We start from the raw sequence: 20,995 nt of genomic DNA, 5'->3' as shown, positions 1-20,995 counted from the left end.
TTTTCAGAAATATCCCCTCATACTGTTTTCCCCTTGATACCAAAACGATATCAAGGGGAAAGAAGAGAGATTGAGTGAATCGGTTTTTATTATGACATTACCACCATTTGATCAAGTCGGTGACCTTGTTGCGAAGCTCGACAAATTCCGGAGAAACGACGTCACGCGGAAGCGGCAGCGGATTGTCCAGCACGGTTTTCACCGAGGTTGGCTTGTTGGTCAGCACCATAATCTTCTGGCTGAGGTATACGGCTTCCTCAATGTTGTGAGTGATAAACAGTACGGTCGTACCCGTCTTTTTCCACAGCTTGATTAGCTCGTCCTCCAGCTTGAAGCGCAGGTCTATATCCAACTGACCATACGGCTCATCCATCAGAAGCAGCTCCGGTTTGGTTGCAAATGCACGCGCGATAGCAACGCGCTGCAGCATACTGATGGAAAGCTGACTGGGATAGTAATTTCGGAATTTGGTCAAACCGACAATATCCAGCATTTCCTCTACATTGGCATCCGCCTCCGCCTTGGGCGTTTTCTTGATTTCCAGACCGAAGCGGATATTCTGCTCCACAGTCAGCCACGGGAAGGAGGAATACTCCTGAAAAATATAGGATATATTCTGCTTTTTCGGATTGACCGGAATGCCGTTTACCAGAATGTCGCCTGCCGTCGGCTCATACAGGCGGGTCAGACTATTCAGAAAAGTAGTTTTGCCGCAGCCGGTCGGACCAACGATGCACAGGAACTCGCCTTCCTCTACTTCAAAGTTCAAATTATCCAGCACCAGAAGGTCACCGAACCTTTTGGTCAGGTTCTGCACTTTTACCTTAGGCTCTTTGTTTGCCATTGTCCGGCACCTCCTTTACAGCGTATGATCTACTACCGAATCGATCTCGCGGCGCAGCCGCAGAAATTCCGGATCGGTGTAATTACGGGGACGCGGCAGGTTGATCTCATACTCTGCCTTAACACCGGTTGGGCAGTTGCGCAGCACCAGAATGCGGTCTGCGAGGTACACTGCCTCCTCGATGTTGTTGGTTACAAAAATAACGGTGCGCTTTTCCGCCTGCCAGATGCGGGTCAGCTCATCCTGCATCAGATAACGTGTCTGTGCATCCAGATGTCCGAACGGCTCATCGAGCAGCATCACGAGCGGCTCATTGCAGTACGCACGGGCAATGCCGACACGCTGCTGCATGCCGCCTGACAGCTTGACCGGGAACGAATTTTCAAATCCCTGCAGACCGACCAGATCAATGTAATGCTGTGCCCTCTGGCGGCGTTCTTCCTTCTTGATACCGCGTACCTTAGGACCGTATTCCACGTTTCCCATAACGGTGAGCCACGGAAACAATGCCGTATTCTGAAAGACCATGCCGCGATCCGGACCGGGCCCGGTGATATCCTTGCCCATGCAGAGAACGTGCCCCGACGAGGGCATCTCAAAGCCTGCAATCAAGTTCAGGATGGTACTCTTACCGCACTGTCCGGGGCCGAACAGCACAAGGAACTCATTTTCGCGCACCTTAATATTCAAATCTCCAACGACCTGATAGCGGCCTTCCTCCGGTTTGTCGAAAAACTTATCCACACCACGGAACTCGATCAACGGCTCGCCAGCAGCCGTTACTTTCCTCTCACTGTCCATGCGCATAGCTTGGATTCAACTCCTCTCATGATGGTAGTGATGAGCAGACCGGTCAGGGCAATCGCCAGAATGCCTACCATGATCTGCGTCATATTGCCTACGTCCTGACCGCTTACGATCAGCCAGCCGACGCCTTCGGACGAGCGAATCATCTCTGCCGCTACAATGGTGGCCCATGCAGAGCCGAGTGCTACCTGCAGACCGGAGAAAATGTACGGAACCGTCGTTGGCAGTACAATGGAAGTGAACAGCTGGTTATCTTTCGCACCCAGCATACGCGCCGCACGAACCAGTGTTTCATCGACCGAGTGCACGCCGTTGTAGGTAGTCAGTGCAATGGTAAAGAAGCATGCCAGAAAAATCAAGAAATACTTGGAACCTTCACCGAAGCCGAACCATACGATAGAAAGCGGAATCCATGCAATCGGCGGAATCGGGCGGAACATCTGAATGTACGGCATCAGAATAGAATCAGCAATCTTGTACCAACCCATCACGACACCGACCAGCACACCGAGCACGCCGCCGAACGCATACGGAATCAGCATGCGGCGCAGACTAATGAGGATGTGCATAATCATAGAATGCGTACCGATCGGTACAACAAATGCCTTGCAAAAGCCTGCAATAACCGTCACCGGATCGGGCATAACCTTGCCGAGTGAGGTAAACTTAGTCGCTGCGTACCAGATACACAGAAAAATGAAAATACCGAGCACGCCATAGGCGATACGCTTGTTGCGTTCTTTCATCCACGTCTACCTCCCTTGATAAGTTTTCTGCCGATAAACTGAATAATCGAGGACAGCACCGCACCGGTAATCGCAATGACGATCATACCGACGATGATGATATCCAGGCGAAAAATACCGCGTGCCTGCTGAATCATAAAGCCGAGACCCTTAGTGGAAGCCAGCAGCTCTGCTGCAACCAGTGTGGTCCATGCGGAGCCGAGAGCAACGTCCAGACCGGTGAAGATCATCGGCAGTGCAGACGGAATCGCTACTTTGGTCAGCAGCTCCCAGTTGCTTGCACCGAAGGTCTGACCGACCCACAGGTGCACGGTTTTTGTCTGCTTAATACCGGAATAACTGTTGATAACCATAGCGACCATCGCGGAAATAAAGATAACCAGCGCTTTGGACAGAAAACCGATGCCGACCAGCGTTACCATAACCGAAGTCCATGCAATGCCGGGAATGGTACGAACCAGATCGAATACCGGACGAACCAGCATATCCACCTTGTCGTTCCACGCCATGAAGATACCGAGCGGGATACCGATGATCGCACCAATTAAATAGCCGCCGAGTGCAACCTGAAGGCTGGCACCAAGATGCTGCAGCAGCGTTGCGCCGTCCGGCTTGGTCTCAAACCATTTTTTCACAAACGTAGAGGCAACCTTTACCGGAGAAGGCAGTGCATTCGATCGGAAAATACCCAGTCCGTCCGTTACCAGCCACCATACAAAAATGCCTGCGCAGATCGACGCAATACTGATGAACAGGTACTTATTGATCTGCAGTTTTTTCTTTTCTTGCATATGCTCCTCTCCTTTGACCGCCTTATTCTTACCTTATTCTGTAATTTTCGCCCATTTCAGGGTGCAGAAAAGGAAGCCCATGGAGCATGGGCTCCCCTTTGCTGACAGTATGTTATTTCAGGGTTGCTGCCTTTACAGTAATGCCGAGCGCATCCTGCAGCGGATTGACATTGATTGCTTCCTCAATATTGGCAACCTGATCCTCTTCAATCGTGCCGATGGAGGCGAAGAAATTGCCTACCTGCAGCAGACCGGAACCAAGATAATAATTCGAAGCCTCATAATCGGACGGAACAACGAACGGACGAATTTCGGTCTCGGTCTTAACGTCGTTTTCGTCAGCCGGCTTGCCGTTCTCCGAATAGAACTTGAGTGCAAACTCGTTGCGCAGATCCGGATCAGCCTGCAGTTCTTCAGCTGCCTTGCACATGCCCTGCAGGAACAGCACCACATCATCGTAACGGTCTGCCAGAATGTCCTTGCGGGCCAGGAAACCGTTCTTGAACTCGGTGTCCGTTGCTTCCATGCAGTCTGCAACCTCCACCATGTTGTTCGATTCCATCATGTTGCAGTAGTCAACATCGGTGGCAACAAATACGTCGCCTTCACCGGTCAGAATCGCCTGTGCGGCTGCTGCGCGATCCATGTTCAGATATTCGTAATCCGAACCTGCAGTCAGGCCAAACTGTGCAAAGTACGAGTTTGCAATCCACTGCTCCATCGTGGAGGTAGGACCGAGAACGGTCAGACCCTTCAGGGTATCTGCGCTGCCGTACATATCCGGCTTGCCGGAAATCTCGCCCTTGTGATCGAGCACCGGACTGCCCTTGCGGACATAAACCTTTGCGGTGATCGAGCCGCTGTCCGACTCTGCGATCCAGTCGCACAGGCCGGAAGCCGTCGAGTAAACCGATGCCAGACCATTGGAAGCTACATCAAGCTGTTCTGCTGCCAGGCCCTCATTCTCCGGAGAGCCGTTCGGGAACATAATCAGGTTAACATCCAAACCCAGATCATCGAAATAACCCTTCTCCTCTGCATAAACTGTGGGAATAGAAATGATGTTGGACTGAACACCAACATTCAGGGTTTTGCCGGAAGCGGTAAACGTGCCGTCACCCGAGCCGCCGGGAGCGGAACCCGAGCCGCCGCCGGAGGAGGAACCGCCGCCGCACGCGGTCAGACCGGTCATTACAGTTGCTGCCAGAAGCATTGCGATCGCTCTTTTGTATCCGTGTTTCATTTTTTCAACCTCCCTTGATTTGAGTATAGTTTACCGTAAACCCTGCACAAAGTCTTTTTAATATTTGACTCGGTTTTTCACATTTATGACATTATCCGCTCTGCTTGTTCTTGCGCACATCATTCGGCTTGCAGCCGAACACCTTGTGGAAAACCGTCGAGAAGTAGCTCATGTTCGTGATACCGACACGAAGATCCACCTCTGAAATGCGCAGACTGCTGTTTTCCAGCAAGCAGCGCGCCTGCTTCATGCGCACGCTCATCAAATACTCCGAAAAGTTAACGCCGACCTCCTTCTTGAACTGCCGAGACAGGTAATCGCGGTTGAGAAATACCACATCCGCAACCGTATTAAGTGAAAGATCCTCCGCATAATGCACATTGATGTGATCGAGTGCTTTTCGTATTGCAGCAGAATATCCTACGCCGTGCTTGCGCTGCAGTACGGCAATGCCTTCGCGAACTGCTTCACACAACGCCGCAAATGTGCAGAAGGAGGCAACTGCATCCGCTGTATGCTGCAGCTCCGGCTCTAGCTTGACAGCCAGACCGGAAAACAGCTGCTGCACGGTTTCGCGTAAAAAGCTGCTGCGTACTTTATATTTCTCTGCGCACTGCAGCAGACGCTCCAAATCGGCACAGCCGCCCTGAATATCTCCATCGGTCAGCTTAATCGTTGCACGCATGATACAGGTTTCCACTTCACTGACATGAATCTCATGCGGCAATTTCTGTGCTGACACCTGATAAAACCGTGAATCAAAGTCCCGCACGGCCTCTGCAAATGACTTTGGCAGATTAGTAAAATGATGATGTACGCCGCTGCATCCGATTCCGCCGTTCAGCCTCTCTGCACATTGATAGAAATATGCCGCCGCATCCTGCTCCTCCGCAAAGGCATTCCGCCTAATGTTGACAAGCAGGTACACCTCCTGCTCACTGTACGCATAAAACAGCGGATTTTCAAAATGCTCCTGCATGTTTTTCTGCATAATCTCCGCATTTTGACCTTGATTGAGAAAAAACACCGTCAGAAATGCGCGCTCGTTCAAATAAATGCTGTTTTCCTGCAGATCAACGGCACTGACCGGCGTCATGTCCTCGCTCTGCTCCACCATACTGCGCAGAAAGCGGCTGCGCCCGATCTGCTGTACCGCACTCTCAGAGATATGCTGCTGCCGGCTGCTCTGCAGCTTATCCAGAACCGCACGAATCTTATCCGCACTGACCTCGGTTTTTAGAATATAATCCTTAGCACCGTTCTGCATGGCCGCACGAGCATATTCAAAATCATCGTGGCAGGTCAGCATGACGACCGCCGTGCCCGGATACTGCCGCCGAAGCTCCTGCAGCAGTTCAATACCATCCATTTTGGGCATGGTGATATCTGCAAATACCACATCGGCAGGGTTTGCCTTCATCTCCTGCAGCACCTTTGCACCTGAAGTCACCGCTGCGGTGATTTCATTTTCGCCGCCTGCATCGCGCACACACTGCACGATATACTGCTTGACCAGCGGTTCGTCGTCAACTACTATGATCTTCATTTACCTCGCCTCCCTGTTCCCGCTTCGGGATAGAACGGTAGTGATCCATCGTAATCGTTACTGTGGTGTATTTGCCGAACTCACTACGAACCGTCACATCCGACCGACCGCCGTAGATAATCTGCAGACGCTTGCGCACATTGCGCAGACCGATGCCATGATGTAACCGCCCAGAGCGGTAATTTCCTGACTGTACCTGTTCTAACCGCTTCGGAGCAATACCTTCACCGTTGTCCGTTACCTCAATATACAGTGCATTACCGCGCAGACCTGCCCTCAAGCGAATTTCACAACCTTCCTCCATCTCAGCAAAGCCGTGAAAAAAGGCATTACCGATGATCGGCTGCACGATCATGCGCGGCACATAAATGCCGTACATCTTCTCCGGCACCTCGCAGATGAGAACCGTGTCCTTTTCCGTGCGGCAGTTCATGATGGACATATAATTGCGCATCAAATGCAGCTCCTCCTCCAGCGGCACGAACTGTATCTCCGGCGTTGCCGGAATATGCAGCAGCTCGACCAGTTCATTCATCATTCGGTAGGCGCGTTCCGGCTGGTGCATGGCGATCAGGCTCTTGACCGACAGCAGCGTGTTGTTAAGGAAATGCGGATTGATCTGCGCCTGTAGAAAATCGTACTCCGTGCGCTGTTTTTCCTGCTCTCGGATACGGATATCATCAATCAATTCTTCAATTCGATGTATCATGCCGTTGAAGGTGGTACTGAGCACATAGGTTTCTTCGTATTCGTCCTTGACCGGCAGTTCACTCAGCTTTTCAACCGACATATCTCCGATCTCATCCGTAAAGTCGGACAGCACCTGCGTAATGCGTCTGCCGCGCCAGTACGCAATGCTTGCTGCAACAATACAGCCGAGCAATACAATCGTCAGACAATTTCGCACGGTTTTCAGTCCGTCCCTCAGCAGCTCGTCCATATTCTGTTCTTCGACAAACGTCCAACCGCTGGACGCATCATGGTAATTGGCAATCAGTATCTTCTGTTTGGAGCGCTGGATAATCTTATAGGTATTTCTGCCGTATTCCTCCTGAAATGTCTTCATATCGAATGCCCAGTTGCCAACACGGTTGGGATTGGTGTGTGAAATGATGATGCCGTTCCGGTCGAGAATGTACACCTTCACACCGTCGCTGACTAGCTTTTGAAATGTGCGGAACAGTGCTTCATACCGCGAGGTAAGTACAATCATTCCGACAACCTTACCATCCTGAGCATATACGGTCTTGCCGTACGCCAGACCATAAGTAGAAATATCATCCACATCCCAGAAGCGCAGATTCCAGCTGGTATCGGTCTCACCGCTGTAATGCTTGATGTACCAGTAGGTGTTTTTCAAACTTTTCAGATTGTTTTCATCCGGGTCAGTCGAAAACATACGGCGGTCGTTCATCAGAATATCGATTGTCATATCCATGCCGATCCGTTTGAACTGACGGTCGGTCTGCTCCAGCAGCATTTGGATGGCACTGCTGCTCTTTTCACTTTTCGGTGCCGTCAGATCATTGTAAAAATCCTCATACAGTGCATCCATCGCCTTCACCATGTTGGTGCGGTTGACCGAGTTGCTGTCGCTGATCTGCTGCAGTACATCTACGCGGGCCTTGCCTTTTTCGCCTACTACAAGCTGAAAGGTAAAATATCCAATCGCGCAGACCGCAATCGCTACCGAAATCAGCACGCACAGCAGACTGGTCGCTATCATGCTCTGCGACATTTTGCGGCGTTTGCTTCCGCAAAGCAGCATACGCCATACCCCATTTCTCTTTTCTCTCTGCAATGTGCTCGCTCCTCTGCCATATTCCTGCGCTGTCGAATTCTGTCGATTACACCGCTTCTTTTATGATACAGGAAATATGGCAAAAATGCACACCCTTATCCTTCCAGCAAGAATGTGCATTTCGACCAGTTTTATCAGATACCCAAACGTTCGTACTGCTCCGGCAGTGCGTCGTGTGCCGCCATGCAGCGTTTCATCTGCTCGATGCAGTGCCGCTCCAGTGCTTCATCGTGCAGCGGATGCTCCTGTGCATAATCCGATTCGATATCGAACAGCAGTGTTTCCTCGTTATACGGCGAACGACCGACAAACTGCTGCGAATCATTGCCCCAGTGAATAATATCCGCCGGGAAACGGTATACCGGATAGTCCGTCCAAGGCAGGAAGCGACCCATCTCAATCCGCTTGTAATCCTCGGTGTTTACAGCGTCGTTGCCGCCGTAGAACTGACGCAGAACGGTCGGCATAGCTGTGTAAACGTACAGCGGCTGGTTTTTCTCGTCCTTTGCGGCACGGAAATAGGTGTATTTGCCGTCCGTCCACGCCATCTGCTTGCCGAAATAGCCGAAGATCGCACCGTCACGAACCTTGTCGATCTCACCGCGCAGCAGCGGCAACAGGCTCTTGCCGTGGATTGGATACTGCAGCACCTCCTGCGAAATCTCGTAATACTCCATCACGGTCGGCAGAACATCAATGTTCTGCGTTACTGCACTGCATCGTCCCGGCTGTACACCGGGTGCCGAAATCATCAGCGGGATGTGGAAAACCTCGTTGTACGGCGCCATATAGTTTTTCGCCATGTAGCCGTGCTCGCCGAGATGATAGCCGTGGTCCGTGGTAAACACCAGCATAGTGTCCTCCCACATATTGTACTTATCCATCACATCGAGAATTTCACCGAGGTGACGGTCAGTCATGGTCATCACAGCCTTGCAGCGCCTACGCAGATGCTCAGTCTCCGCCTCATTAAACTCGTTTGGCGCATAGGACGGATGCGTGAAGTCCGGTCCGTCATAGTCGCCTTCCTTCTCGTACAAATCGAGATAATACTTCGGGCAGTCATACGGCTCATGCGGGTCAAACGCCTCTACCCACAGAAAATAGTTATCCGCGTCATGATTGTCCTCCAGCCATTCCGCTGCATGCCACATGGTCTTTACGCTCGGATAATCATACTCTGTGTGAAAGTGCGAACGGTTTTCATGTTCAGCTTCGGTCCACGAGCCTTTAAACCACTTCGGCGGCGTATCCGGACGAATACCGTCCTTACACGGACGCGTCCACACCGGATCACATTCCTGACCTCGGTTGACCTCCCATGCGGTAAACCCCTTGACATAATTTTCACCGCCGCAGATGATATAGTGCGCATGATCGGCAAACATCTGCGTATGCACATTCTTTTCATCAGAAAGAATGCTCTGCAGGCTCTGATCAAACGGCTCCATTGCTCCCCACGGTTTTTCAAGAAAGTTCAGCCGTCCGGTCATGATGTCGCGGCGTGCGGGCATGCACGGCGCAGAGCCGCACCAGTGGCTGTCAAACACGACAGATCGCCGCGCCAGCCGGTCAATATTCGGTGTGATGGCCGCGTCCTTGCCCGCCCCATACGCGGACAGCATGCGTCGATTGAGTGTATCGCACAGAATGAAGATGGTTTTCATGTTGTTCCTCCCTGTTATTCTTACGGCTGTTGCAAGCCGATTCTCGCATATTGCTCTGCCGGTGCATCGTTTTCCTGCATCAAACGACGCATTAAATCGATCATGTGCTGCTCCTGTATCAGATCCTTTATCGGGTGTTCTTGCTTAGGATCGGTCTGCAGATCGAACAGTGCATCTCGGTTTTCCTCCGGCGCAGTGGACATGCATGGATAAAAATCCTTTGGCATAGCAATTTTCAGCGTTCTGCACCCTTTGGTAAAGGAAAACGGCTCGTGCAGCGTTAGTTTCTGCAGTTCTTCCGGTGCATACATAGCTCGCTGATGCAGCGGCAGCAGCGTATAATCATAGAGCGCTGTGCCTGGTCGATCGGCCCGCATATATACCCATCGACCATCTGTCACGCAGACATGCGCGCCGAACATGCCAAACAGCGCAGCATCACGAACTGATATATCCTGCTGCAGAACGGTTTGCAGGTCGTGACCCTGCATATCCGGTGGAATAGGTACGCCAAAGTACGACAGCAGCGTTGGCGCAAGGTCGATAGTCTGCACCAGAGCTTTCCGGCGTTCTCCTGCTGCTCCGGTTCGCGGATCCCAAATGAACAGCGGTGTGTGCGACAGCTCCTCGTAAAACAACGGACGATTTTTCGCCCACCATCCATGCTCTCCCAGCAAAAAGCCGTGGTCGGTCGCTACGATGAGCATGGTGTCCTGCCACATCTGATGTACATCCATGTAATCGAGCAGTTTGCCCAAATATGCATCACACATCGTCAGCAGTGCACCGTACTGACTGCGGCAGTGCACCTGTGCAGCCAGAGGTTCCGTCATATGGTCATAAGGCGGCCAATCAAACCGCGTCCCATTATAGTCATCCGAATAGCGATTCTGATACTCTTCCGGCACAAAAAACGGCTCATGCGGGTCAAAGGGTTCGATATGCAGCAGCCAGTTATCCGCATCACGGTTTTCATTCAGGAATTCATGCGCCAGACCGAACACCTTTTCCAGCGGCTGCTTTCCCAGTCCGCGGATATAGGCACGATTGACTTCATCCTGTTTATTTGCCTGCCCCAAATGCGGCGGCAGTTCCACTGCACCGACATGAGCCTTCCACGGATCACCTTCCTGTCCTCGCACGCACTCCCATGAGTTGTAGCGCGTGTGATAGGTAGCACCGCCATCCTCCCAGTAGTGCTGATGATCCGAGATCAGATGCGTGTATACGCCGCTTTTCTTGAGCAGCTCCGGCATTGAGTCATCAAACGGCTCGATTGGTCCCCAGCTTCGGTGCAGAAAATTATACCGTCCGGTGTGCAGTTCCCGCCGAGCAGGCATGCACGGCAGTGAGCCGGCATAACAGCGGTCAAACATGACCGAATGCTTTGCCAGACGGCTGAAATTCGGCGTTTGCGTCCAGCCGCAGCCATACGGCTCCAGACAGTGCCGGTTCAGTGAATCAAAAAGCAGTAAAATTGCTCTCACCGATGCACTCTCCTTTCGTCCGAATACGATTTTCCCAGTGTATTGTTCTGTACGACTTGATTATAGCGTCTGGAGACAAAATCCGTCTTTTGATTATTTGAGGGATTTTTTCACTTTTTTGTGTTTCGATGAGTAAACAGATAAACGACTCTGTAAACACAAAAAGACAGCTTTCGCTGTCTTTTTGTGCAGTCTGTCGATAAAGTCAATCTATCGTTTTTACTTTTCGTGCGGCAGCACGCATAAAATAGAATTTGCACAGCAAATTCATAATTCCCGGGGGCGTGTACCTCGGGAATTATACAAGGGACGAAAAATTGTGCCCATAGGGCGCGGCTTTTCATCAAGATTCGATTGAAAGCGTGGTTTCAATCGAGAGGCTGCTCGAAAAACGGAGTTTTTCGAGCAGCCTCAACAAAAAGACAGCTTTCGCTGTCTTTTTGTTATTTCAGCATATCCCGCTTGATTTTCCCAATCCGCATATAATACCATACCAGATTGAGCGCCGCCGCGCACACCCATGCTGCGCCTTCCGCAAAAAATACGCCGCTCTGCCCGATGAAGGTCGGCAGCACGAGCGCCGCCCCCATGCGCATGAGCATTTCCGCAAAGCCGGAGAGTGTCGGCACAGTCATCTCGCCCAACCCCTGCAGTGAGGAGCGGTATGCCTGCAGCACGAACAGTGCAAACAAAAATGCCATCAGTGCCATGAGATACTGATAGGCCACCGCCAGCGCATCTGCCGCGCCCGCCTCCTCGGTCGAAAGGAACAGTCCCAGCAGCGGTTTGCCCGCAAGAAGCATAGCCGTCACGATGGCGGCTGTAAATCCGGCGGATAGGGCCAGCACCGCCCGAATGCCTGCATCAATGCGTGCCGCGTTTCGTGCACCGCGGTTCTGCCCCATGTAGGCTGTCATGGCATAGCCAAACGCCACCGATGCACTTTCGAGTATGCCGTACAGCTTGTTTGCCGCCGTGTAGCCCGCCACAAACACCACGCCGAAGCCGTTCAGCACGGACTGCAGCACCATGCCGCCCAGTGTGATCATGCTCATCTGCAGGCCGGTCGGAATGCCAAGGCGGCACAGGTGCAGCAGAATGGCAGGGTCGGTTTTCCAGTCAGCCTTTGTCAGCTGCACGAACGGCAGCCGCCGCAATGACCGCAGACACAGCAGAAACGCAATCAGCTGTGCCAGTACGGTTGCGAACGAAGCTCCGAAAATGCCCCAGCCAAAGCCCATCACGAACAGCAGGTCGAGCGCAATATTAGCAAAGCTCGCCGCGAGAATCGCGAGCAGCGGCGTTTTACTGTCACCCAGACAGCGCAGCACGGCCGCCGCCATATTGTACGCAATGATGATGAGCGAGCCGCCGAACTGCACATATAAGTACGTCTGCGCTCCACCGAACACCGCAGGATCGGTGTGCAGCAACGTAAGCAGCGGCCTTACCAGCAACAGGCTGATGATCGTCACCGCAATGCCGAACCAGCACGACAGCTTAACGATCATAGCCAGTACACGACGCAGCCGGTCGTATGCGCCCGCACCGAACTCCTGTGCCGCGAGAATCGCAAAGCCCTGCGTAAAGCCCTGCAGTCCCCATAAAACCAGCCAGTTGATCCAATCCGCCGCACCGATGGACGCCAGCGCCTGCATGCCGACACCGCGTCCGATGATGATCGTATCCACGATGGTATACAGCTGCTGAAACACGCTGCCCAGCATCAGCGGCAGCGAAAACAGCAGAATCAGCCGTATCGGACGGCCGTGTGTCATATCGGTAACGCGCACCATATCACACCTCCCTTGCGAAAAAATCATAAAACCCAAAGCGCAGAAGGAGACAGAACTGCACTTTGGGTTTCAAAACGACGGTACCGCAGAATGCTGTTGATTTACCGCACGGTGAGATAAAACGCAGTACCGCCGCTGCTATGGTCATCAATCAGAGGAAATCGCCGCACAGGCTGAGGGCCGCCTCATCCGCGATAACGATCGCGTCGTTGTGCAGCTGCAGAATCGATCCGGGCACTTTGGGCGTCACCGGACCGAAACAGGATTCACGGATAGCCCACGCCTTGTCCTCGCCGCTGGCAACGACCAGCACCTTTTTTGCGGTCATGATGGTGTGAATGCCCATCGAGTAGGCACGGCGCGGCACCTCGTCCTCGCTGGCGAAAAAGCGCTTGTTTGCCTCGATGGTGGACTCGGTCAGCTCCACGCAGTGTGTGCCCTTGGCAAAGCAGTCGTCCGGCTCGTTGAATCCGATATGGCCATTGCGGCCGATGCCGAGCAGCTGGATATCCACATCGCCCACACTGCGGAGCACCGCGTCATAGCGGGCGCACTCCTTTTTCTCGTCCGGCTCCATGCCGTTCGGCAGATTGATACGCGATGGGTCGATGTTCACATGGTCAAAAAAGTGGTCGTGCATGAAATAATGATAGCTCTGGTCGTTTTCCGGCTTCATGCCGTAGTATTCATCCAGATTGACCGTAGTCACATCCGCAAAATCCAGATCGCCCTTTTCGTACCACTTGACCAGCTGCTCATATGTGCCGATCGGCGACGAGCCGGTGGCAAGGCCGAGCACGGAATCCGGCTTGAGGATGACCTGCGCAGAAATGATATTTGCCGCCTTGCGGCTCATATCCTTGTAATCCTTTGCACGAATGATTCTCATAACAAAAAGCCTCCAAACGCTTATAAATCCTTATACTTTTCACGCAGCGCGAGCAGCTCGCTCTCCTGCACATACTCGGTCAGGCAGCCTACGCCGGTAACACTCTTGCCGCCTGTGATGTTGCCGAACCGCACACAATCCGCAAACGGATAGCCGTGGTACAGACCGTACATCAGTCCCGCAAGGAACGCATCGCCTGCACCGGTGGAATCCTTACAGGTGAATTCCGGAATATTGCGCAGCAGACGCGGCCTGCCGTCCTTGAGAATGAGACAGCCGTCCTTATCCAGCTTGACCAGCGGGTGCTCAAAATACTCAGCCAGTACGCGGAGCGCCTCCTCCGGCGTGTCCCTGCCGGTGATCTTGAGTGCTTCCTTGGTATTCGGCGTGTAGTAATCCGCCAGACGCAGATAATCACCGTACTTCTCAAAGCTCAGCTCATCATCCCAGCCCATGTCGAAAATCAGAATGGCTCCTTCCTCATGCAGCTTGCGATATACCGGCAAAAAGCCCTCCTGCATCTGCACCAGCTTAGCACCCTTAGACATGGTATATACCCGCTCGAGCAGCTCGTCCGTGATGGCGGTCGGCTTGCAGTAGGTCGCAAACGTACGGTCGCCGGGCGTGAGCATGGCACTGGTGACATTCACCGGAATACCGGTCTCGCCCTCCGCCGCCAGATTGTACGGAGAAACGCCGTTCTGCTCAAACTGCGCGCGGGCAAAGCCGGAAAACAGATCGCTGCCGAGATAGGTCGCCAGACGGGTCGGAATGCCCAGCCGGGCGGCGTTTACTGCCGTACCCGGTGCACCGCCGCCGAGCAGCACGCGGAAATCCTGCGAAAAGATCTCCTCGCCCTCCTGCGGCACGCGCGGCATGCCGACATACATCAAATCCACATTGGTCACACCGACCGAAGCGAGAAACGACATGCGTCAGTCCCTCCAGTCCCCGATATACGGCGCGTTGAGCTTGATATACTCGTCGGTCAGCTTGCTTGCCAGCGAGTACGAGCCGACCAGCGGGTGCATGGTCAGACACTCGGTGATATCCTTCCTGGAGCGGTTGACGATACCGCGTGCCGCCAGACGCTCGTAATATTTTACGCGGCGGATCATTTCCAGATTGCTCTCCGGAATATTGGTGATATGGTGCGGCTTGCAGCCCTCACGGGAGATATCGCAGGTGACCTCAATAATATCGGTCGGCTCGAGGCCCTCGATGGCATTGCCGTTCGGCGCGCACAGGATCATCGTGCCCATGCCGCCGGAGGCTGCAATCTCGATGAACTTGAGCGCAACGCCTGCGTAGCCGCCCGCGTCCTTGGAATACACATCAAACGTCCACGGCTTGTCGCGGTGAACACCGGTCTCATTTGCCATATAGTTGTTCTCTCGGATGCCGTACCACTTTTCAAAGCACTTGAGACCTGCCTCAAAGTCGTTCTCGATGTCGATCTTGGACAGCTCCTCGGTCATGTGGCGGTTGATGTCGCAGATCATCTCGCCGCGCGTCTGCTTGGCGTTCAGAATGTTGGCAACCGCCTTTTCACGGTAGTAGAAGTAGTACAGATATTCATTCAGCACACAGCCGCGGTCCTCGAGCAAACGCTTCTCGAAAAAGCGCATATCGGTCTTGGCGTAAGCCTCGTCATTGGCGATCAGCTCGGGCATAATCTCCTTTCCGTCCACCTTGATGCTCTGGAAGTAGGACAGATGATTCAAACCGTAGCACTCGCCGTAAATGCGGGACGCATCCACGCCGTACAGGTCGGCAAACTGGTGCAGCATGCCGCTCGGTGCGTCGCAGATACCGTAGGTGAAGTCGTAGCCCATATCGCGCAGCGCCTGTGAAACCACGCCCGCCGGATTGGTAAAGTTGAACACCTTGACGCCCGGCTTTGCCAGCTTTTTGATCAGCTCGCAGTACTCAGCCAGCGCCGGAATCGAGCGCATGGCGAACGAAACGCCGGCCGCACCTGTGGTCTCCTGACCGAGAATACCCAGATCAAGCGCCAGCCGTTCATCGCGCACGCGGGTCGCGTCGCCGCCGACACGGATGGTCGTGATGACGTAATCCGCATCGGTTACCGCCTCCTCCGCACTGGAGGTCAGTGTGAACTTCATGGTCGGGCACAGCATGCGCGCAACATGCGCCGCCAGACCGCCGTAAATGCGCAGCTTTTCCGAGTCGTTATCCATAAATACAAGTTCGTCGATGTGCAGCTCCTCCGCACGCTGTGCAATGCTCTTTGCGAGGAACATGGAGCGTACACCACCGCCGCCGATTACCGTTAATTTCATAAAAAGATACCTCCTGTTATCGAATCAGATACCGTTTGCAGCTGGACCAGCCGATCATGCCCGAGGCAAATCCGGACAGACCGCACGGGAACAGCAGCACATACGGCAGAGAAAGCGGGAAAAACAGCACTGCAGGAATCAGCAGCAGCGCATTTACGCCCAGCCCCAGCACGGTCATGCCGGGACGGAGCAGACACAGCAGCCACGCATTTTTTGCCGCTGCCGCAAACGGGATGTCCACCGCCGCCTGTACTGCCCAGAAATTCTGAAAAAACGCAGCTGTGACGCAGAGCAGCAGCATACCCAGCAAGGCCGGGAAAAATCCGTCCGCCGTTACCAGCATCACGCCCATCCACAGCAGCGCAAGCTCGGCCAGTCCGCACAGAAGATTACGCACCGTATCCTGCCGCAGTGCCGCAAGAAAGTCGGTCCACACATCATTTGGCACATCACGCGCCATATTGACCGTGCAGCGCGCCATAGCAGCTCGAGCCGCGCCAAAGGTCACAACCGGCAGACAGCACAGCAGAAACAGCACGTTCAGCTTGACGAGCTGCCAGAACTCCCGTACAAAGGTCTCCCCGACCCATGCGGCGCCGGTCTTTTCCGGTGCATCCTTGGCAATGCCCGGACCTTCTTTCAAATAGGATGGACGAAACACAGATTTTCCTCCTGTCAGAACGCGATCGCGCGTTCGGTCTGCTTATCGAACAAATGGATGCGGCTCATATCCACAGCCGCGGTGATGGTGTCGCCCGCATGAATCGGCTCGCCGGACGGCGTACGCACGGTCACGGACGTACCATCACAGGTGCAGTGCGCGTAAATCTCCGCGCCCATCAGCTCAGCGATATCCACATGCATGGTGAGCGTATGCGCCGCATTCTGCGTAAACTTTTCACCCGAGGTGTGCAGATTCTCCGGACGGATGCCGAACACGACCGTCTTTCCGACGTACTCACTCAGCGCATCGCTGCCCGCAAAGTGCAGGCTCTGGTCCGCAAAGGCCAGCTTGTAGCCGTCCGCATCGCGTCCCAGTTCGGCGTCCATGAAATTCATCTGCGGCGAGCCGATAAAGCCCGCTACGAACAGATTGCACGGATGGTCATACAGCGTCTGCGGTGTGTCCGCCTGCTGAATCTCGCCGCCCTTCATAACAACAATACGGTCGCCCATGGTCATGGCCTCAGTCTGGTCATGCGTAACGTAAACAAAGGTCGTATCCAGCTTCTGATGCAGCTTGATGATCTCGGTGCGCATCTGGGTGCGCAGCTTGGCATCCAGATTGGACAGCGGCTCATCGAGCAGGAATACCGCCGGGTCGCGCACCATCGCACGTCCGAGCGCGACACGCTGCCGCTGACCGCCAGAAAGCTGCTTGGGCTTGCGGTTGAGCAGATGCTCGATATCCAGCACCTTAGCCGCCTCGTGCACCTTGCGGTCGATCTCGTCCTTAGGGGTTTTTCGCAGCTTGAGCGCGAATGCCATGTTCTTGTAAACCGTCATATGCGGATAGAGCGCGTAGTTCTGGAAAACCATCGCGATATCGCGGTCCTTCGGCGCTACATCGTTCACCTTGCGGTCGCCGATGTACATTTCGCCGTCCGAAATCTCCTCCAGACCCGCGATCATGCGCAGTGTGGTGGATTTGCCGCAGCCGGACGGTCCGACCAGTACGACGAACTCCTTATCCTTGATCTGCAGGTTCAGGTCGGAGATAACCTCGATATCACCGGGGTACACCTTCTTGATGTGATTCAAACTAATGCTTGCCATGTAATTTCACCTCGTTTATTCTTTGACCGAACCCGCGGTCAGGCTGGAAACGACCTGCTCCTGGAAGATCGCAAACACGATGATCGAAGGAATGACCGCAATGGTAACTGCGGCAAACAGCGCCGTGTAGTTAAAGCTGAACTGGCTGGTAAAATAGCTGAGCGACAGCGGCAGCGTGCGGGCACTCTCGCTGCTGGTCAAGATCAGGGAGAACGTAAATTCGTTCCATGTATTGAGGAAGCACAGCACAGCTGCGCTCGTAAGACCGCCCTTGGCGCACGGCATCATGATCTGGAAGAACGTGCGCAGGAAGCCCGCACCGTCGATGTAGGCGGCCTCTTCGATCGCCTTGGGAATGGACTGGAATGCGCCGCGCAGGATGAGCAGGCTCATCGGCATATTCAGTGCGGTGTTGACCAGAATCAGACCCGCCTTGGTATCGTACAGACCCAGATTGTTGACCACGCTGTACACCGGCTGCAGCAGTGCCGTCATCGGAATGACGAGCGACAGGCTGAGCAGCATGTACAGCAGCTTATCGCACGGAAAGCGGAACCGCGCAAACGCGTAGCCTGCCATAGCGAAGACGAGCACATTGAGTACAGTCGCACAGCAGGTGACGATCACGCTGTTGCCGAAGAACTTGAAGATCGGCGCCATATCCAGTGCGGACTGATAGCCGTCAAACCCGAAGTGCGTCGGCAGCGAAATGCCGTTCGACAGGATCTCCGCATTCGTCTTGAACGAGGACAGGATGACCCAGATGATCGGGAACAGCGCAACAACCACACACAGCGCCATAAACAGATATTTGAGCACAAAGCACAGGCGTTCTCTGCCGGTCATTGCACCGAAGCTGGTTTTCATTTGTCGAACGCCTCCTTAGTAGTCTTCTTCGTTGACGCGCATCGCTTTGTTGATGAGCGTCATGCAAACGACACCCGCGATGACGATGCAAACGCCGATTGCATTCGAGTAGCCGTAGTTGTTTTCGTTCTTGTACACGCTGTACAGCATGAGCGGCAGGTTCATGGTAGCCGAGCCGGGGCCGCCCTTGGTGGTGATGTAGATCAGGTCGAACATCTGCAGCATATAGGTTGCCGCCATGACCATGGTCGTGCCGATGATCTTGCGCAGCAGCGGCAGCACAACAAACATATCGGTCTGGAACGAGGTCGCACCGTCCACACGGGCCGCTTCGAGCACCGAATCGTCAATGGTCAGCGCCTCAGCGAGCACGAGCGTCGTGGTGTAGCCCGCAAACAGCAGCCACGTCATGGTGACGGACGGGAACGCCGTTGTGGTATTCATCAGCCAGTTATTCGTCAGGTTTTCCAGACCAACAGCCTTGAGGATGGAATTGACCACGCCGTACTGCGGGTTGAAAATATTGAGAAAGATCATGCCCATTGCGGCGTTGGAGATGATATTCGGGATCATATATGCCGTACGGACAAATTTCCAGCCGCGCGGCTTTTTGTACAGCACGAGCGCCAGGATAACGCCGATGGAGACATGAATAATACAGTGGATCAGAATCCAGACGACCGTGTGTCCGCACGCCTGCCGGAAGGTCGCATCGCTGAACAGCTGTGTATAGTTCTGCAGACCGATGAATGTCATCGAGTCGCCCGTCAGCCGGTAATCAAACAGCGAGGAAACAAACACGATCACCAACGGAACAGCATAGATCAGCAGGAACAATGCGACAGCCGGGAGCAGGAACACCGGCAGCCAGCCCTTTTTACGTTTCATAAAGCGGTTTCCTTTCTTGTTGAGGAGAAAAACAGGGACCCGTTTTTGACGGGTCCCTGCGGTAAACAGTTTACTGGTTCTTCGCTGCAGCATCCGTCAGCGTCTGGCAGAAGCCCTTTGCGTCCAGCTCACCCGAAGCGAGCAGCGGGAGCTGCTGGCTCATAACGTCGAGCAGGTTGGCGTACATCGTAGCCTGCAGAGTATCCGAGCGCTTTTCACCCTCAGTGGTTGCAAGGTCAAGGAACTCAGCAAGCAGCGGGTACTTGTCCTTTGCGGTGTCGGTCAGCTCTACCGTGTTGGAGGCCGGAACCATGCCCTGCATCTCCATTGCGGTCTGCTGTGCCTCAGCCGAGGTAAAGAACTTGACCATCTCAATGGCAGCCTCTTCTACCTTCGGGTCGTCCTGCTTGGTAACGATGTAGCCCTGAATCGGTGCATCGTATACGAAGTTGCCCGGGAACAGCGCTACGCCGACCTTATCAGCGAAGCCTTCCTCTGTCATGGAGGTATCGGAGAAATCACCGATCATCCACGGGCCGTTCGCCAGCATTGCGGTCTGACCGGACAGGAAGTTGTTTGCAGCATTCTCATACTTGCCGCCGATTGCATCCTGCGTGGTGTAGTTCTGGTACATCTTCTGAATCTTCTCGGCTGCTGCGATCATTTCCGGCGTGTTGTAGTCGGTCGGGTTCATGGTATTCATGAACTCCAGGCCTGCGTCGGACTCGGTGCCTACCATAGCGCCCATCCACAGCTGGGTTACCCACGCAGAATCTGCGGTATCCATGGACAGCGGGGTGATGCCTGCTGCCTTCAGCTTGTCGCACTGCTGGAAGAACTCGTCCCAGGTCTTAGCCGGCTCGGTGATGCCTGCCTGCTTGAACAGCTCCTTGTTGTAGAAGTAACCGATAACCTGACCTTCCATCGAGGAAGCGTAGATCTTGCCGTCGCGGCTGTTGGTAGCCAGTGCGGTATCGGAATACAGTGCCTTCCAGTCTGCATCGGAATTTACCGCATCGGTCAGATCAACTGCCAGATCCTTGGCAACGACCATATCAAGCAGATTGTAGCCGCCGCCGTAAATAACCGGCGGGAGATCGCCCGTGCCAAGCTGTACCTTGATCTTGTCGATGTAGTTCTGATCGCCCGGAACGTCTTCCTTCTTGATCTCGTACTTGCCTGCGTACTTCTCATTGAATTCCTTAATCAGTTCATCGCATACCGGAGCGGACGTATTCGTGCCGCACTGGAACGTCGGATAGTTGATGGTGATCACACCGGAGCTGTCACCGCTCTGTGCAGAATCATCCTTCTTGCCGCCGCAGCCGGTCAGTGCGCCGGTCAGCAGCGCGCCTGCCATCAGCAGGGAGAGGATACGCTTTGTTTTCATGTGGGGTTCCTCCTCTTTCTCTCCTTACGGCATTTGTCTCATTCAAATACCGCTCTGTGTTTTGTTGTATTTATTATACCCGAGGAACAGTCTGCCCTCAATGCAGTAAACCGTTCAAAACATATGACGATTTTGCTTTTCGTTCACACGCTCT

At 53.8% G+C, this 20,995-nt stretch carries 18 protein-coding genes; all 18 read right to left on the bottom strand.

The features are described from left to right. Positions 1-97: 97 nt before the first annotated feature. Positions 98-844 (bottom strand): ABC transporter ATP-binding protein, encoded by a 747-nt coding sequence (locus DWZ82_RS04520; RefSeq protein ID WP_118479092.1) that lies wholly within the window; start codon positions 842-844, stop codon positions 98-100. Between the two features lie 15 nt (positions 845-859). Next, positions 860-1,651 carry an ABC transporter ATP-binding protein gene (locus DWZ82_RS04515; protein WP_382728777.1) on the bottom strand — a complete coding sequence of 264 codons (792 nt, stop codon included), beginning with the start codon at positions 1,649-1,651 and terminating at the stop codon, positions 860-862. Next, entirely contained in the window at positions 1,624-2,397 is a 774-nt protein-coding gene (locus DWZ82_RS04510; protein WP_117489592.1) for an ABC transporter permease, read from the bottom strand. Before DWZ82_RS04510 ends, DWZ82_RS04515 begins: the two co-directional genes overlap by 28 nt. Further along, positions 2,394-3,188: an ABC transporter permease gene (locus tag DWZ82_RS04505; protein ID WP_117489590.1), complete on the bottom strand. Its 795-nt coding sequence runs from the start codon at positions 3,186-3,188 to the stop codon at positions 2,394-2,396. The genes DWZ82_RS04510 and DWZ82_RS04505 overlap by 4 nt, the downstream gene beginning before the upstream one ends. A gap of 112 nt (positions 3,189-3,300) precedes the next feature. Then, on the bottom strand, positions 3,301-4,431 hold the full coding sequence (locus DWZ82_RS04500) for an ABC transporter substrate-binding protein (RefSeq protein ID WP_118479090.1): 1,131 nt from the start codon (positions 4,429-4,431) through the stop codon (positions 3,301-3,303). A 91-nt stretch (positions 4,432-4,522) separates the two neighbouring features. Continuing rightward, positions 4,523-5,977, bottom strand: a complete 1,455-nt coding sequence (locus DWZ82_RS04495) for a response regulator transcription factor (protein WP_118479088.1) — start codon at positions 5,975-5,977, stop codon at positions 4,523-4,525. Further along, positions 5,958-7,745 (bottom strand): sensor histidine kinase, encoded by a 1,788-nt coding sequence (locus DWZ82_RS04490; protein WP_118479086.1) that lies wholly within the window; start codon positions 7,743-7,745, stop codon positions 5,958-5,960. The genes DWZ82_RS04495 and DWZ82_RS04490 overlap by 20 nt, the downstream gene beginning before the upstream one ends. A gap of 167 nt (positions 7,746-7,912) precedes the next feature. Next, positions 7,913-9,445 (bottom strand): sulfatase, encoded by a 1,533-nt coding sequence (locus DWZ82_RS04485; RefSeq protein WP_118479084.1) that lies wholly within the window; start codon positions 9,443-9,445, stop codon positions 7,913-7,915. 20 nt (positions 9,446-9,465) lie between these two features. Then, a complete protein-coding gene (locus tag DWZ82_RS04480) occupies positions 9,466-10,932 on the bottom strand; it encodes a sulfatase (protein WP_118479082.1) in 1,467 nt (488 codons plus the stop codon). Between the two features lie 443 nt (positions 10,933-11,375). Further along, positions 11,376-12,728 carry an MATE family efflux transporter gene (locus DWZ82_RS04475; RefSeq protein ID WP_158575084.1) on the bottom strand — a complete coding sequence of 451 codons (1,353 nt, stop codon included), beginning with the start codon at positions 12,726-12,728 and terminating at the stop codon, positions 11,376-11,378. 151 nt (positions 12,729-12,879) lie between these two features. Then, complete coding sequence (gene nagB, locus DWZ82_RS04470; protein WP_118284876.1) at positions 12,880-13,617, bottom strand: glucosamine-6-phosphate deaminase; 738 nt, start codon at positions 13,615-13,617, stop codon at positions 12,880-12,882. A 20-nt stretch (positions 13,618-13,637) separates the two neighbouring features. Then, entirely contained in the window at positions 13,638-14,549 is a 912-nt protein-coding gene (locus DWZ82_RS04465) for a carbohydrate kinase family protein (protein ID WP_118479078.1), read from the bottom strand. A 3-nt stretch (positions 14,550-14,552) separates the two neighbouring features. Further along, positions 14,553-15,920: a family 4 glycosyl hydrolase gene (locus DWZ82_RS04460; protein WP_118479076.1), complete on the bottom strand. Its 1,368-nt coding sequence runs from the start codon at positions 15,918-15,920 to the stop codon at positions 14,553-14,555. Between the two features lie 16 nt (positions 15,921-15,936). After that, on the bottom strand, positions 15,937-16,581 hold the full coding sequence (locus DWZ82_RS04455) for a DUF624 domain-containing protein (protein ID WP_158575083.1): 645 nt from the start codon (positions 16,579-16,581) through the stop codon (positions 15,937-15,939). A gap of 14 nt (positions 16,582-16,595) precedes the next feature. Further along, positions 16,596-17,696 carry an ABC transporter ATP-binding protein gene (locus tag DWZ82_RS04450; protein WP_118479072.1) on the bottom strand — a complete coding sequence of 367 codons (1,101 nt, stop codon included), beginning with the start codon at positions 17,694-17,696 and terminating at the stop codon, positions 16,596-16,598. Positions 17,697-17,711: 15 nt separating this feature from the next. Then, on the bottom strand, positions 17,712-18,563 hold the full coding sequence (locus DWZ82_RS04445; RefSeq protein WP_117751200.1) for a carbohydrate ABC transporter permease: 852 nt from the start codon (positions 18,561-18,563) through the stop codon (positions 17,712-17,714). Between the two features lie 15 nt (positions 18,564-18,578). Further along, on the bottom strand, positions 18,579-19,451 hold the full coding sequence (locus DWZ82_RS04440) for a carbohydrate ABC transporter permease (protein WP_118479070.1): 873 nt from the start codon (positions 19,449-19,451) through the stop codon (positions 18,579-18,581). A gap of 70 nt (positions 19,452-19,521) precedes the next feature. Next, positions 19,522-20,841 carry an ABC transporter substrate-binding protein gene (locus tag DWZ82_RS04435; RefSeq protein ID WP_118479068.1) on the bottom strand — a complete coding sequence of 440 codons (1,320 nt, stop codon included), beginning with the start codon at positions 20,839-20,841 and terminating at the stop codon, positions 19,522-19,524. Positions 20,842-20,995 lie beyond the last annotated feature (154 nt).

The sequence above is a fragment of the Butyricicoccus sp. AF35-5AC genome, assembly GCF_003477715.1.
Taxonomy (GTDB): Bacteria; Bacillota; Clostridia; order Oscillospirales; family Butyricicoccaceae; genus Agathobaculum; species Agathobaculum butyriciproducens.
Note: the sequence above shows the minus strand (reverse complement) of the source record. Positions and strands in the feature narration are given on the sequence as shown.